Genomic DNA, 13,931 nt, shown 5'->3' with positions numbered 1-13,931 from the left:
ATTTTTATGCCCGAGGTCTGAGAGGGAGAGCGGGCCGGGAAGGGTTTGAGCCGTCCAGGTCAGAGGAGAGCGCCTGGCGGTTCGACCCCTTCCTGCTCTCCGAAAGAATTCCTGCCATGACCGAATCTCTCGTCGGCGGCGCTGCCGCCGCGCCGCTTTCGTTGCGCGCCGCTGCAACTTTCACCTCCGCCGCCGTCAGGGCAGCGCGACAGCTCCTGACCGAGTTCGAACGCGGTAGGGGCATCGATGCCGCTGTTCTGCGTAGCGCCATGGAGGCTGCGTTCGGCGCCTCCGACGCGGCCGGCGCCTGGAACTGGAAGACCGCCTATGACGTCTGCGAGGCGGCAACCGTTCTGTTCCTTCGTAAGTTCGGACCGGCCATACGGGCCAGGGCTGGCTCGACGGCCGCCATGCTGCCGATGCTGGCGAAAGTCGCGAACCGTCTGCCGACCCACACGCGGCGTTCCGAGGACAGTCAGGCGCTTCAGCAATTCTCGACGCCGATCCCGCTTGGGCTGATTGCATGCACCGCAGCCGCCATTACATCCGCCGATCGCGTTCTGGAGCCTTCTGCCGGGACCGGTTTGCTCGCCATCTTTGCCGAGCTCGCCGGCGGCGACTTGGTGTTGAACGAGTTGGCCGAGAGCCGGGCGGGATTGCTCGAGCATCTATTCGCGGATGTTAACGTCACGCGGTTCGATGCTGCTCAGATCGATGACCACCTCGACGCGAGCGTTGTGCCGAGCGTCGTTCTGATGAACCCGCCGTTCTCCGCGGTGGCGAATGTCGATCGACGAATGGCGGACGCCGCCTTCCGGCACATCGCTTCGGCGCTCGCGCGTCTTCGCGATGGCGGACGCCTCGTCGCCATCGCTGGCGCGGGCCTTGCGCCGGATAACCCGGCGTGGCTAGAGGCCTTTGTTCGCCTCCAGGAGCGCGGACGGGTCGTGTTTTCTGCCGCGATCGACGGCGCCGTCTACGCCAAGCACGGCACTCAGACGGACACGAGGCTGCTCGTCATCGACAAGTTACCCGCTGCCGATCCGAAGGCATTTCCCACCTCGCAAGGCATGGCCGGCGATGTCCCCGCCTTGCTCGAGTGGGTCACCCAGCATGCGCCCCCGAGGTTGCCCGTCACTGCGCCGGTCGTAGCCGACGTCATTAGGCGCCCTGCAATCTCCCGATCGGCCGGCGCCATTGCACCCAGCCCCTCATCCACTTCGGGGAGCGCGCCAGAAGGTGTGGAGCTTGCGTACAAGATCGTCGAATGGTCGCCGCCGGAAAGCGCCCGCCTCACCGATGCGCTCTATGAGGAGTTCGGATTGCAGTCGATCCGTATTCCCGGATCGTGTGCACATCCGACCAAGCTCGTGCAGTCGGCGGCGATGGCGTCCGTTGCGCCGCCGAAGCCGTCTTACCGTCCGCACCTGCATTCGACCCTGGTGCCAGATGGGGTTCTGTCAGACGCACAGATCGAGAGCATCATCTATGCCGGCGAGGCGCATTCCGAGTTTCTCGCGGGCTCCTGGACGGTCGATGCGACCTTTGATGTTGTGGCCGCCGCGCGCGACGACGCAGAGACTGCCGTCCGCTTTCGCCGCGGCTGGTTCTTGGGCGATGGCACCGGTGCGGGCAAGGGACGGCAGGTCGCTGGGATCCTGCTCGACAATTGGCTCAAGGGCCGCCGCCGGGCCGTCTGGATTAGCAAATCCGACAAGCTGATCGAAGATGCCCAGCGCGACTGGTCCGCACTCGGCATGGAGCGACTGCTCGTCACGCCCCTGTCTCGGTTTCGCCAGGGCACGCCGATTCGGCTTTCGGAAGGCATCCTTTTTGCCACCTATGCCACGCTACGCACCGACGAGCGTGGCGAGAAGCTTTCGCGTGTCAGGCAGATCGTTGAATGGTTGGGCTCCGACTTCGACGGAGTGATCGTATTCGACGAGAGCCATGCCATGCAGAATGCGGTCGGGGGCGAGGGCGAGCGCGGCGACCAGGCGGCCTCTCAGCAGGGGCGCGCAGGCCTGAGGCTCCAGCACGCTTTGCCCAATGCTCGCGTGGTCTATGTGTCGGCGACGGGCGCCACCACCGTCCACAACCTCGCTTATGCCCAACGCCTCGGCCTTTGGGGCGGTGCCGACTTTCCATTCGCCGAATTCGTCGAGGCAATCGAGCAGGGTGGGGTCGCGGCGATGGAGGTGCTGGCGCGCGACCTCAAGGCGCTCGGACTCTACGCCGCCCGCTCATTGTCCTATGAGGGCGTCGAGTACGAGCTCGTTGAACACCAGCTTACGCCGGAGCAGGTTCGCATCTACGACGCCTATGCAGATGCGTTCAGCATCATCCATAACAACCTCGACGCGGCGATGCGGGCCGCCAACATCACCGGCGAAACCGGAACGCTGAACGGGCAGGCGAAGTCCGCGGCCCGGTCCGCCTTCGAGAGCGCCAAACAGCGCTTCTTCGGTCATCTGCTGACCTCGATGAAGACGCCGTCGCTCATCCGATCGATCGACCGCGATCTCGACGCCGGCCATGCCGCTGTCATCCAGATTGTTTCAACGGCCGAAGCGCTGATGGAGCGCCGGCTCGCCGAGATCCCGACCGAAGATTGGGGCGACGTCCAGGTCGACATCACCCCGCGCGAGTATGTGCTCGACTATCTCGCCCATTCCTTCCCGGTCCAGCTCTACGAGCCGTTCACCGACTCTGAGGGCAACCTCGGCTCTCGGCCTGTCTATCGCGATGGCCAGCCGGTTGAGAGCCGGGAAGCCGTAGCACGACGCGGCCGCCTCATCGAGAAACTCGCCTCGCTGCCTCCGGTACCTGGCGCGCTGGATCAGATCGTGCAGCGCTTCGGCACCGACATGGTCGCCGAAGTGACCGGCCGCTCGCGCCGTATCATTCGTAAGGGCGACCGGTTGGTGGTCGAAAACCGCGCCGGTTCGGCCAATCTCGCTGAAACCTCGGCCTTCATGGACGACGTCAACCGCATCCTCGTGTTCTCCGACGCGGGAGGCACCGGGAGGAGTTACCATGCCGAGTTGTCGGCGCGGAATCGCCGCTTGCGGGTCCACTATCTGCTCGAGCCCGGCTGGAAGGCGGATGCTGCGATACAGGGGCTCGGCCGGACAAACCGGACCAATCAGGCGCAACCGCCGCTGTTTCGTCCCATCGCGACCGACGTGAAGGCCGAAAAGCGTTTCCTCAGCACCATCGCCCGCCGGCTCGACACATTGGGAGCCATCACGCGCGGCCAGCGCCAGACCGGAGGGCAAGGGCTGTTCCGGCCCGAGGACAATCTCGAAAGCCAGTACGGGCGTGACGCATTGCGTCAACTCTACACGTTGCTAGCGCGAGGCAAGGTCGACGGATGTTCGCTTGAGAAGTTCGAGGCTGCGACCGGCCTGAAGCTGACGGATGCCAATGGGCTCAGGGATGACCTGCCGCCGATCACGACCTTTCTGAACAGGTTGTTAGCGCTCACCATCGACCTGCAGAATATCCTGTTCACTGCCTTCGAGCAGCTCTTGACCGCCCGGATCGAGGGCGCTGTTGCGTCCGGCACCTATGACCTCGGGCTGGAAACGCTCCGTGCCGAAAGCTTTGTCGTCAGCGGCCGGAGGATGATCTATGTCCATCCGCGCACAGGCGCCGAGACGCGGCTGCTCACCATTGTCCAGCGCCAGCGTAACCATCCTGTTGGTTTGGACAACGCCCTTGCCCGCCTTTCCAATCATGCTGTCCTGCTGATCAACGAGCGCTCGGGCCGGGCCGCCGTGCAGGTTCCGGCCCCGAGCATCATGCTCGAGGATGGCGAGATCGAGCGCCGCGTCCGCCTGATCCGGCCTATGGAGCAGCACCAGGTCCCCTTGAACATGATGGCGGAGAGCCATTGGGTTGAAGCGGATCGCGAACGTTTTGCCGCGGCCTGGCTGGCGGAGCTTGCCGAGGTACCTGAGTTCACGGAAAGCACGATCCACGTCGTGGCCGGCTTGCTGTTACCCATCTGGAAACGATTGCCGAACGAATCGACCCGCGTCTATCGGCTCCAGACCGATGCGGGCGAACGCATCATCGGCCGCAAGGTTTCAGCCGCGTGGGTCGCAAACGTCGTCTCGGAGGACGCGCCCACGGTAACGCCGGATGCTGCCTTTGCTGCGGTGATGGAGGGACGTACCGTCCTCGACCTCGCAGAGGGGCTCCAGCTTGGCCGCGTCCGTGTCATGGGCGCGAATCGCATCGAGCTGTGGGGATTCGACGACACGATGCGCGATCGCCTCCGCGCTTACGGCCTCTTTGGTGAAATCATATCCTGGAAGCTGCGGATGTTCGTGCCCACGGACGCAAGCGGCGTCGGGATCCTGACAAAGGTGCTCGACACCTACCCGGTCGCGCGCGTCAGTGAGCGGGAGGCCGCGTGATGTCCCCCGCGCCTTCCGAACTGGCACGCCGCCTCGCGCGCGAGGCCGAGGCAGTGTGCCGATACTATCTATCCAATGGCAAGCGGGCGGGGCGGTACTGGGTGGTCGGCGACGTCCACAACACGCCCGGCCGCTCGATGTTCGTGCGGCTCCAGGAATCACCTAAGGGCCCCGCCGGCAAGTGGACCGACGCTGCGACCGGCGAGCATGGTGACCTTCTCGACATCATCCGCGAATGCCGGGGGTTGCGAGACTTCAGCGAGGTCGCCGAGGAAGCGAGGCGGTTTCTGAAGCTTCCTCGTCCTGATCCGCAGCCGGTCTCGAACCTCGGTCGTTCGATGGCGCCGGCTGGGTCGCAGGAAGCCGCCCGCCGGCTCTTTGCGATATCCAGCCCGATCGAGGGGACGGTAGTCGAAAAATATTTGCAGCGTCGCGGAATTGCTGTTGCCCACCATGGTGGCAGCCTGCGCTTCCACCCTCGTTGCTACTGTCGGCCGGATGAGCATTCGCCGACCGAAACCTGGCCGGCGATGATCGCCCGCGTCACGAACCTTGAGGGGCGGATCACCGGGGCGCACCGAACCTGGCTCGATCCAGACGGCTTTGATCGCATTCGTCTCGGCAAGGCTCCCATCGACACGCCACGACGGGCCATGGGCGACCTCCTTGGCAACGCCGTTCGCTTCGGCGCGGTGGACGACGTGCTCGCCGCCGGTGAGGGGATCGAGACCATGCTTTCATTGCGCTGTGTGCTGCCGACTATGCCTATGGCAGCGGCGCTCTCGGCCAATCACCTCTCAGCCATGATGCTACCGTCTGGTCTGCGTCGGCTCTATATCGCACGTGACGCCGATGCCGCCGGAGATGCCGTGCAGGCTACGCTCACCCAGCGAGCGGAAGCCGCCGGCGTTGAAGCGATTGCGTTGTCGCCGCGGCTGGGCGATTTCAACGAAGATTTTCACGTTTTCGGCCTTGAGGCCCTGCAGGCGGTCTTACATCTTCAACTCGTCCCAGAGGACGTCGTCCGCTTCCTGCACTGCTCGAACGTGCCCGCACGATAGCCCTGGTACTTCGATCAGTCCCACTAGGCCGGCTGCTGCGAATCCAGTCCGGAAAAGAGGACGCGACCACGGCCCTTCTAGAGGGCGATCGGACGGCAAGCGAACCGGGCCGGCAATGGCTGCGCCCGGCTATTTTCCGCCGCGCCCGCGATGAGAGACACAATATACATGTGGAGCTGCGCGCTTTGCATCGCGAAGCAAAATAGCCGGCCTTCGCCATCCTCCGCTGTCGCTCCGGCCCTTTCGGGTTCTGGCCCGTTCCGCCTGCCGTCTGAGTGATCGCCACGAAGGCCGCGATGGGCGCGGCCGTTCCGGCAAAGGATCCCAGACATGACCGACCATCACGACAGCGAACCGCAATCCACTGCATCTCCGATCAATCACTTTCTCACTGAACTCCAGCTTTTCGGCTATCGCCCCTTCGACGATGAGCCCGATCCGCGGCCGCTTCCCGAGGGCAAGCTCATCACCGGCGCCGTGGCCGACATCTTCGATGCCCTCGTTGCGACCTTGAGCGACACGCGACTCGAGCCGGACCTTGGCGATCTCCTCTGGTCGACCGTCAATCTGTTCCATCGTGCAGTAGACCGCATTGGGCGCCAACTCGATGACAACGAACAGGCGCAGCAGAAGAGCTCGCGCGAGCAGAACGGCTCGGAGGTCCGATCGGTCGAACTCGAGCGCCTCGTGGCGGAAGGCATCACCCTGATCGAACGGCGCCATTGCCTTGAGCTCTTCCGCGATCAGGCGATCGAGCGTTTCGAGATACATACGGGCTCATCCTGGCGACCCCGATCGGGATCCCTGGTGAACCATCGCACCCTCACCGCAGCCATGATCGACTCCCGCGACTTCATTGCAGCCAAGCGTCGCGCAGAAACCGAGGTCATGTTACCACCCGGACCAAAAATCGTACTCACCGGCGGGCTTGACTTCAATGATCACCATCTGATCTGGGATCGCCTCGACAAGGTCTGCGCCAAGCATCCCGACATGGTCCTGCTTCATGGCGGCTCGCCGAAAGGCGCCGAACTGATCGCTTCGAAATGGGCGACCAATCGCAAGGTGCCTCAGATCGCCTTCAAGCCCGACTGGACCAAGCACGCCAAGGCGGCACCGTTCAAGCGTAACGATGCCATGCTGGAGCTCCTCCCGATCGGGGTGATGCACTTTCCGGGCACGGGTATCCAGGACAATCTCGCCGACAAAGCAAAGCGCTTCGGCATTCCCGTCTGGAAGTTCGGCGGCGCGTGAGCGCCGTCCTGATGACGCCCGAACCACGAAACGGAGTTGTGCGTGCCGCAACTCCGCCTTGTTTGCGTCCAACGATTCGTGTGCGCCGCGGTGGTGGTGGAAGGCGCAACCCATAAACCTATGGAGGGAGCCACCACCATGCTCGCGCTTGGGCTTGTTCTCAATACGCTTGGCATCGGCTTGTTCTGCTGGGCGATCTTTGCGCTGGCGGTCCATGCTTTGCCGTTTTTCATCGCGTTGAATGTCGGGATGATCACATTCCAAGGCGGTGCCGGCCTCCTTGGCGCGCTTCTTGTGGGGACCGGAAGCGGAGCGCTCATGCTTGTGGTTGGCCAGTTCACCCTTGCCGCCGGCCGATCTCTGATACTGCGTATCCTCATCGCGACGGCATTCTCTATCCCAGCCGCGGTCGCCGGCTATCAGGTAGCGCTCGCACTGTCTCATATCGGCGTGCCATCGCCAGCCTGGCGTCAGGTCTTTGCCTGCATGGGCGCAGTTTGCACGTGCTGCACGGCGTGGGCCCGCTTGATGGCATTGGCGGAAACCTGCCCGCTCGAGCCGAATGGGCAAGCTGCCAAGCTGTCGCAACCAGCGCCTGCAACGGCCGGGCACAAACGATAGCCGGTTATGCCCTTCATCACCGGTTGGGCTCGCATAGATCGGCCCGCTGACAGGGCGATCGCCGGGCTTGTGCGAGACGTAGTTGCCGCACGTCGCGGGCGTCGTCAACCGGCCATGCGGATCATCGGGCATGTTGCGGCGGCGGACGGCTCCTTTATCAGTTGCTTGGAGACGAAACCGCCCCTTGCAGCAGATTGCTTCTCTTTGCACGCCCAATCATTGGGACCTCTTGTTCAGGAGAACCGGGATACGCAACGTCATCTCTGCATTGCGGTTCAGCACGCGGACTCACGTGGCCTCGTTGATGGCTCGGTCTGGCCGAGACCGGCTTCGCCTCGATCGTCTGAGCCGCAACGCCCTGGATTGAGACTTTCTTCCCCTGGGCTTGCGCCCATTCCTCGCGAGACAAGAAAGTCTCAACCAAGGCGTCCTCCGCTGCGCTACGGCCCTCAAAGCGAGGGTGCGTCGCCGATCGTCCCCGGCCTTCAGGTCGCCATCGAGGCCGCGGTGGTCGCGGGCTCGAAACACAACAGGAGAAGTGACATGGCTAACATCGGTTCTTTCAAGAAGGTCGGCAACGATTTCCAGGGCGAGATTATCACCCTGAGCTTGCAGGCCAAGGGCGTCCGCATCGTCACCGACGCCAACCGCTCAAACGACAATGCGCCGAGCCACCGCGTCTATGTGGGCCGAGCCGAGATTGGGGCAGCCTGGTCGAAGCGCTCCGAGGAAGGCCGCGACTACCTTTCGCTCAAGCTCGACGATCCCTCCTTCAACGCGCCGATCTACGCGAACCTGTTCGATGACGAAGGCGGCGAAGGCTACACGCTGCTCTGGTCCCGGCCTCGCAAGAGTGAGTGAGAGCGCCTGACCAAGCCCCGTCCGGTACGCCGGGCGGGGCCCTTCGCGGCAGGCTTCAGGCGGCTTTCGATTTGCTAAGCGGCGAGGCCTTTTTGAGCAGGTCCCCGGGGTCGACTCCCAATGCTTCAGCAATTTGCCCGAGCACCGTGACGCTTGCTGATACATCGCCGCGCTCGATTGCGCCGACGTAACAGGCGCTTAAACCCGCGCGCTCGGCCAGTTCCTCCTGCGTCATTTGTAGATCGTGGTGTTTCCGACGCAGGCTGAGGGCCATGATCTCTTTGATATCCATGGCGATAGGGGAACTGAGCCGGAACGATCGTTCTAGGATCCAATTCGCATCCAAATGTACTAATGGTGGTGATGCCGTGCGCGGCCGATCTTGGTGGCGTACCTTACCGAACGGATTCAAAAGAAATCCGCAATTCTACCGGACAACGCGGGTCTAGGTTGCGACCAGACCATGGCGTAGATTCTTCGCATTTCAAACCGGGTGTGATGCTGTAGCCATCCCTCGATCCAGAAATGGCGGACAGTGCGCCGAATGGCCGGCGCTTACGGGCGACACTTGTGTGCACCGGCTCGAAATAGAAGAAAGGCGTCGGCTGCCGACTTGCAGACAGAACCATTCTCTCTTTCTAACCAGTAGTCATTCCGGTGCTCCACGTGTGCCAAACTAGGGGCTTCCTACAACCGCGTCGTTCACCGGCGCAATCCTTTGTTGGCTGTGTGCAATAGGGCGGAAGCAATGCCTGAATTCGACGGGCGGTCCCGGAATCCTACAGGAGCCTACAAGACATCATGGGCATCGCTCGGGAATGTCCTCGCTGCAATGCGGACTATTGACGCGAATATGAGGTGATGATCGCCAGTAGTCAGATGGCAAAGTGACTGAGGAACAAGGAGAGGTGGGGCATCTGCTTTCGCCGGTGACCCGTAGAGCTCCTTCGACGAGCAGGCGATTTTTGGGGGCGCCCGAGGTTCTAGCAGCGGTCATTCGGGTCACGGTCGCCTCGACGGTCGATGGCAGTTCGACGTCCGCTGCTGGATTCTCTCAACCAGCCAGGTCCGCCATGGCCATCGACGGCTTGTATGCGGTGCTGCGCAGCAGGGCCGTAGATTCCCGTGTCTGGTCCAAAGTCCGGTACTGGGCGCCTCATACGCACCCAAATTGCTGTTTGATAACCATTTCGATGCACGTGCGCATCAAGTCCGACGGCCGTGGCGCGCCATGAATGGACGCGCGCCTAGCCCTGCATTTCCACACATTAATCAACCGGCGGCGCAACCGTCTGAGCGCCGCGAGGCGCGCCCTTGATGCGCACAGCGCTGGCGGCTGTTACCGCGTTATTACTGCAGCGCTCTTCGGCAAAAGCGCACTCACGCCCGCACCTGGAAGACGCATGAAGTGCCTAATAGAACGTCCGCCTTGGTGCAAGGCGGCCTCGCGTGGATACGCGGTTGTTACCGCAAACTCCTGCGGCCAGTCGCGAGGACGAGTAGCGCAGTCCCCTAGGGTGCCGCAAATCGTACCCCCAATATTCGGCATCCCCCTCCGAGAACTTGCTCCTCCATGATGACCGCACACACGCAGGCGCCGCCATACGCGGTGCACCGTCATTCTGGAGATCCCAAATGCCCGATCTGATGGCCGGTCTACCCTCGCGATTCCTGCGTACACCGGAAGCCGCGCGTTATCTTGGCCTCTCGGGACGCACGCTTGAGAAACACCGCACATACGGCACCGGTCCAACGTATCGGAAGATTGGCGGACGTGTCGTCTACGCATTGGATGATCTGAAAGCGTGGGCCGACCTCGGTGCTAAGACGTCAACGTCCGACCCCGGCAAGGGGACCGTGCTGCCTGCCAAGAAGCACCCGGCGCTGCGCCCGTATGCGGGCCAGGAACGTCGCTGATTGCCGCGCGAGAGCAATAATCATGCGGCGCAATCGCCATTCCGAGCGCGACCAGCTTGAGCTCTTTCGGGCGTTGCCCGGCGATCTCGCGCCGCGCGATGCGCAGGATCTGATGGCATATCCGTTCTTCTCGCTTGCAAAAACAAAGCGAACTGTGCCGATCGATTTCCGTGCCGGGGCGATCGCAATTCGTGCCGAGGCCGTGCCGGAACACGGCATGGCAACCATCTGGGATGCAGACGTTCTGATCTGCGCTGCTTCTCAGATCGTCGAAGCTCGTGACGCAGGTCTCAAGACGTCGCGTCTGATGGCTGCAACGCCTTACGAGAACTTGACGTTCGTCGGCCGCGGCAGCAGCGCACGCGACTATGACCGGATCAAGGCGGGCCTAGATAGACTTCAGTCAACGACGGTGCTGACGTCGATCCGCCAGCCAACGAAACGACGAGGGCATCGCTTCTCCTGGATCAACGAGTGGAAGGAAACGGCCGATGCAAATGGTCGCGCATTTGGGCTCGAGCTAATCCTGCCGGACTGGTTCTACGCGGGCGTAATCGATGACGCGCTCGTACTGACGATTGATCGCGCTTATTTCCATCTGACGGGCGGACTTGTGCGGTGGCTCTACCGGCTCGTGCGAAAGCATGGTGGACGCCAGGATGGCGGCCGAAGTTTTGACCTTGTGCATCTCCATGCCAAGTACGGCATCCTCTCGCCGCTCAAGCACTTTGCTTACGACGTACGTAAGATCGTTCAGTGTCAGACATTGCCCGGCTACCAGCTCGTGCTCGCGCGCGGTCCTGATGGCACCGAGCGACTGAACTTCGGACCACGCCTATTGATGCCCCTGACGGCTCGCCTTCGCCGGCGCGGTCTCATTACAAATTCGGAGGACAACCTGTGAATCAGCTCGTGCTATCGGGGACCGCAACCCCCGTGCTATCGGGGACCCAATCCTCGTGCTATCGGGGATTGGAATCGACCTTAAGAGCTTGTTTCTCCGAGCTTTCCAGCCGCTGTAACTTTACTAACATACTGACACTAACTTCTTGTTGTGAATCAGTACGTTGTGAACAAGTCGACCGCGCGTGCAACGAGGATGCCTCATGCATCCACTCTCTCATGCGCAGAGCCTCGCTGCAATGCGATTCTTGTCGCCAATGCACGCGCGCCAACGCCATCGCGCGCAAGTCTGCGCGATCGCTGACGTCAACATCATCGCCTGGTGCGCGTCACGTCCTTGTGCGGCAGCTCGCTCGTCGAGGAGAACTCGCTAACATCCGTGGTTGGCACGACGGCCACCACAAGCCGGAATCTGAGGAATGGGCGGTCAGGCTAACCAGCGCCGTGCGTGATGGCTTCAAAATTCGTCATGAAGTCGCCGGCAAGAAAAGTTGCGATCTCACCCAAAACCCCGTCTCCCCGGGAGACGCCGCTCCGCCGTGGCGGAAGGAAAAGGCGCGCGTGGAAGCGGCCGGGTCGCGGAGGCCCTTACTTCGCCGCAGCGACCCGGCCGCGCTTGCCGCCGGCGCCAAACCGGAACGTTGTGCCGTCGGTCCAGATCTTGTGCAGCAGCACGGCGAGCGCGCGCGCCACCGCGGTCGCCGCGCGCTTCAGACCCTTCTTCCTAGCCAGCCGCAGGCCCCACAGCCGCAGCTTAAAGTTCTTATGGATCCTCGTCAGGATCGCGATCGCCGCCTCGTACAGCATCGCCCGCGTCAGCTCATCGCCGCATTTGGAGATGCTGCCGATCCGATCGGTCTGGCCGGATTGATAGCGCCGCGGCGTCAGGCCAAAATGAGCGCCGACATTGGTCGATTTCTTGAATCGCGCCGGATCGTCGACGGTGGCGCGGAATGTCAGCGCCACCAGCGCGCCGACACCGGGCACCGTCATCATCCGTCGCACCGCGCTGTCGCTTCGCGCTGCCGTCAGGGCCAGGCGGTGCAGTTTTGCCAGCTGCAGCCGCATCGCATTGCGGGCGTCCAGCAACGGCGTGACGATGGCTTCCAATTCCTTCTTCCCGGCCACGATCTCGTGCACCCGAGTTGCAAAGCGGCCGACCGAGATCTCGCCGACCTTCAGGCCGAATGGCTTGAGCAGGCCGCGGATCATGTTCTCCATGTCGAGCACCTTGCCAAGCAGCGCCTTGCGCCCGACCAGCAGCGCCCGCAGCGTTTGCGCGGCCTCCGACTTGACATGGACCGCGCGGAACCAGCCGGTCCGCATCATCTGTGCGATGCCTTTGGCGTCGTTGCGGTCGGTCTTGTTCAGCATCGCGTTCAGTGCTGCTTTGGCATGCCGGGTCTCGATGCAGATCACCGGGAGCCCCTTTTCGGCGAGCGCCGTGAACAGCCAGGCCGAGTACGAGAACGCCTCCAGCCCGACGCGCTTGAGGTGAATGCCCCATTCGGCCAAAAACAGCTCGATCGCGTCCGGATCGGTCTCGAGTTTCGCCTCCCGCACCACCTTGCCGTCGCCATCCACCACGCAAATGTTCGTCGCCTCCAGCGACACGTCGAGCCCTGCATAGAAGTCCATCATGCGCCTCCACCGCCAATCGCCGGCACGCACCGCGCGTTCCGTTCGCGAATCGTTGCGAGGCATTTTCGCAGCAGCACGGCCGGCGAGGGGGCACCGGTCAGTACCCCGGCTAACCAGAAATCTTTCGGATTCCCTCTAACGGAACAAACCCCAAGCCGCATCGCAGCCAACTGGCAACGGCGCGCCGCCAATCCTGCTTGTGCGAAGAAGCCGCACAGGTGTTTCGCCGTCGCCAAAGCTTACGTCGCCCTTTTTCAGTCTTGGGGACCGGCGGCATGAGCGATCTCACCGAAGTGGAAGTGCTGTGGCTCGAGAAGCGCATCGAAAACCGGATTCGGTTCGGTCGTATCGTCAAGGAACGGAAGCTTGATCGCCATCGGCGCGTCCTCTCATTTGCGCCCGGCAGCATCTTTGGCTTCGTCCGATGGACCTCCAACGACTTTGGGACAATCATTTCGCGCATCGACATCTTGCGCGCGGTCGCTCCGGGACAGCGCTGCTCGACCGTCCCTTATGTGACACCCGGCGGGGAGATTTTGCTGCGTCTGTCCGGCTGGCCGAAGGTCGAGCGAGTACTACAAATAACCGAGGCCGTTGAGGCACTCGGCATCGATCCAGCTGTTGTCGCGCCTGATCATTGGCATCACGTTCATAACCGCCTGTCCGTCAACGAAAACCCGCGTCAATATACGGAAGCGCGCCATCAGGCCTGGCTTCGTCGCCAAAAGGTGATCCGATGACGGGCCGCCTAATGATGCTGGCCGTGACGATTGGCGTGGCTGCTGCGCTCATCGGGACGATCGTCCTGGAGCCGCTTCCGCTTTACATCTGGAACGCATCCGCGAGCGTGCCGATTGGTCTCTACCGCCTTTTACCGGCGGACCAATTCCAAGTCACTGAATTGGTCGCCGTGCAGCTGCCCGAGCCGCTCGCGACCTTCCTCGACCTTAACGGCTATTTGCCCATTGGCGTCCCCATGCTGAAGCGCGTGCTTGCCCTTCCGGGGCAGAGTGTTTGCAGAACCGGTCTCACGATTTCGGTCGACGACGTCGCGGTGGGCGAGGCGAAGGATCACGACAGACGAGGCAGGCCGCTGCCGAAATGGCAGGGCTGCCGCGTCGTCGGAGACGGCGAGCTGTTTCTGATGAACTGGCAGTCGGACGACTCTCTTGATGGCCGCTATTTTGGATGTCTTCCGGCATCTAGCGTGATAGGCCGTGCGATGCCGGTGTGGACGTGGGAGGAGTAA

General features: G+C 62.6%; 11 protein-coding genes. 9 read left to right on the top strand and 2 right to left on the bottom strand.

From position 1 onward, the window contains the following. Positions 1–116 precede the first annotated feature (116 nt). The 5 genes from IQ16_RS35660 (at position 117) to IQ16_RS35640 (ending at position 8,221) form a co-directional block, all read left to right on the top strand. Positions 117–4,424 (top strand): strawberry notch-like NTP hydrolase domain-containing protein, encoded by a 4,308-nt coding sequence (locus tag IQ16_RS35660; protein WP_145832032.1) that lies wholly within the window; start codon positions 117–119, stop codon positions 4,422–4,424. Next, entirely contained in the window at positions 4,424–5,485 is a 1,062-nt protein-coding gene (locus IQ16_RS35655) for a DUF7146 domain-containing protein (RefSeq protein WP_145832031.1), read from the top strand. Before IQ16_RS35660 ends, IQ16_RS35655 begins: the two co-directional genes overlap by 1 nt. A 330-nt stretch (positions 5,486–5,815) precedes the next feature. Then, positions 5,816–6,739 carry a DUF2493 domain-containing protein gene (locus tag IQ16_RS35650; RefSeq protein ID WP_041957484.1) on the top strand — a complete coding sequence of 308 codons (924 nt, stop codon included), beginning with the start codon at positions 5,816–5,818 and terminating at the stop codon, positions 6,737–6,739. A 42-nt stretch (positions 6,740–6,781) separates the two neighbouring features. Beyond that, on the top strand, positions 6,782–7,360 hold the full coding sequence (locus IQ16_RS35645) for a hypothetical protein (protein ID WP_244464103.1): 579 nt from the start codon (positions 6,782–6,784) through the stop codon (positions 7,358–7,360). 543 nt (positions 7,361–7,903) lie between these two features. Next, on the top strand, positions 7,904–8,221 hold the full coding sequence (locus tag IQ16_RS35640) for a DUF736 domain-containing protein (protein WP_041957482.1): 318 nt from the start codon (positions 7,904–7,906) through the stop codon (positions 8,219–8,221). A 55-nt stretch (positions 8,222–8,276) separates the two neighbouring features. Here IQ16_RS35640 and IQ16_RS35635 read toward each other — a convergent pair whose 3' ends face one another. After that, entirely contained in the window at positions 8,277–8,513 is a 237-nt protein-coding gene (locus tag IQ16_RS35635; RefSeq protein WP_041957481.1) for a helix-turn-helix domain-containing protein, read from the bottom strand. A 1,343-nt stretch (positions 8,514–9,856) separates the two neighbouring features. Here IQ16_RS35635 and IQ16_RS35625 point away from each other — a divergent pair. Next, entirely contained in the window at positions 9,857–10,138 is a 282-nt protein-coding gene (locus IQ16_RS35625) for a helix-turn-helix transcriptional regulator (RefSeq protein WP_041957479.1), read from the top strand. Between the two features lie 22 nt (positions 10,139–10,160). Continuing rightward, positions 10,161–11,042, top strand: a complete 882-nt coding sequence (locus IQ16_RS35620; RefSeq protein WP_145832030.1) for a replication initiator protein A — start codon at positions 10,161–10,163, stop codon at positions 11,040–11,042. 587 nt (positions 11,043–11,629) lie between these two features. Here the strand turns inward: IQ16_RS35620 and IQ16_RS35615 are convergent. Beyond that, positions 11,630–12,679: an IS110 family RNA-guided transposase gene (locus tag IQ16_RS35615; protein WP_145832034.1), complete on the bottom strand. Its 1,050-nt coding sequence runs from the start codon at positions 12,677–12,679 to the stop codon at positions 11,630–11,632. Between the two features lie 278 nt (positions 12,680–12,957). Here IQ16_RS35615 and IQ16_RS35610 point away from each other — a divergent pair, with 278 nt between their 5' ends. Both IQ16_RS35610 and IQ16_RS35605 read left to right on the top strand, forming a co-directional pair. Beyond that, the gene (locus tag IQ16_RS35610; RefSeq protein ID WP_041957475.1) at positions 12,958–13,422 is read left to right on the top strand and encodes a DUF2840 domain-containing protein; all 465 of its coding nucleotides are present in this window, start codon (positions 12,958–12,960) and stop codon (positions 13,420–13,422) included. After that, positions 13,419–13,931: a S26 family signal peptidase gene (locus IQ16_RS35605; RefSeq protein ID WP_052435618.1), complete on the top strand. Its 513-nt coding sequence runs from the start codon at positions 13,419–13,421 to the stop codon at positions 13,929–13,931. The genes IQ16_RS35610 and IQ16_RS35605 overlap by 4 nt, the downstream gene beginning before the upstream one ends.

It is taken from the genome of Bradyrhizobium huanghuaihaiense (assembly GCF_007830635.1).
Lineage (GTDB): Bacteria > Pseudomonadota > Alphaproteobacteria > Rhizobiales > Xanthobacteraceae > Bradyrhizobium > Bradyrhizobium huanghuaihaiense.
The sequence above is the reverse complement of the archived record's forward strand: the minus strand, read 5'-3'. Positions and strand labels throughout refer to the sequence as shown.

Excerpts from the sequence above, each read along its gene's own strand:
- IQ16_RS35620 (WP_145832030.1), top strand. The coding sequence starts at position 10,161 with ATGCGGCGCAATCGCCATTCCGAGCGCGACCAGCTTGAGCTCTTTCGG.
- IQ16_RS35635 (WP_041957481.1), bottom strand. The coding sequence starts at position 8,513 with ATGGATATCAAAGAGATCATGGCCCTCAGCCTGCGTCGGAAACACCAC.
- IQ16_RS35625 (WP_041957479.1), top strand. The coding sequence starts at position 9,857 with ATGCCCGATCTGATGGCCGGTCTACCCTCGCGATTCCTGCGTACACCG.
- IQ16_RS35655 (WP_145832031.1), top strand. The coding sequence starts at position 4,424 with ATGTCCCCCGCGCCTTCCGAACTGGCACGCCGCCTCGCGCGCGAGGCC.
- IQ16_RS35610 (WP_041957475.1), top strand. The coding sequence starts at position 12,958 with ATGAGCGATCTCACCGAAGTGGAAGTGCTGTGGCTCGAGAAGCGCATC.
- IQ16_RS35605 (WP_052435618.1), top strand. The coding sequence starts at position 13,419 with ATGACGGGCCGCCTAATGATGCTGGCCGTGACGATTGGCGTGGCTGCT.
- IQ16_RS35640 (WP_041957482.1), top strand. The coding sequence starts at position 7,904 with ATGGCTAACATCGGTTCTTTCAAGAAGGTCGGCAACGATTTCCAGGGC.
- IQ16_RS35660 (WP_145832032.1), top strand. The coding sequence starts at position 117 with ATGACCGAATCTCTCGTCGGCGGCGCTGCCGCCGCGCCGCTTTCGTTG.
- IQ16_RS35615 (WP_145832034.1), bottom strand. The coding sequence starts at position 12,679 with ATGGACTTCTATGCAGGGCTCGACGTGTCGCTGGAGGCGACGAACATT.
- IQ16_RS35650 (WP_041957484.1), top strand. The coding sequence starts at position 5,816 with ATGACCGACCATCACGACAGCGAACCGCAATCCACTGCATCTCCGATC.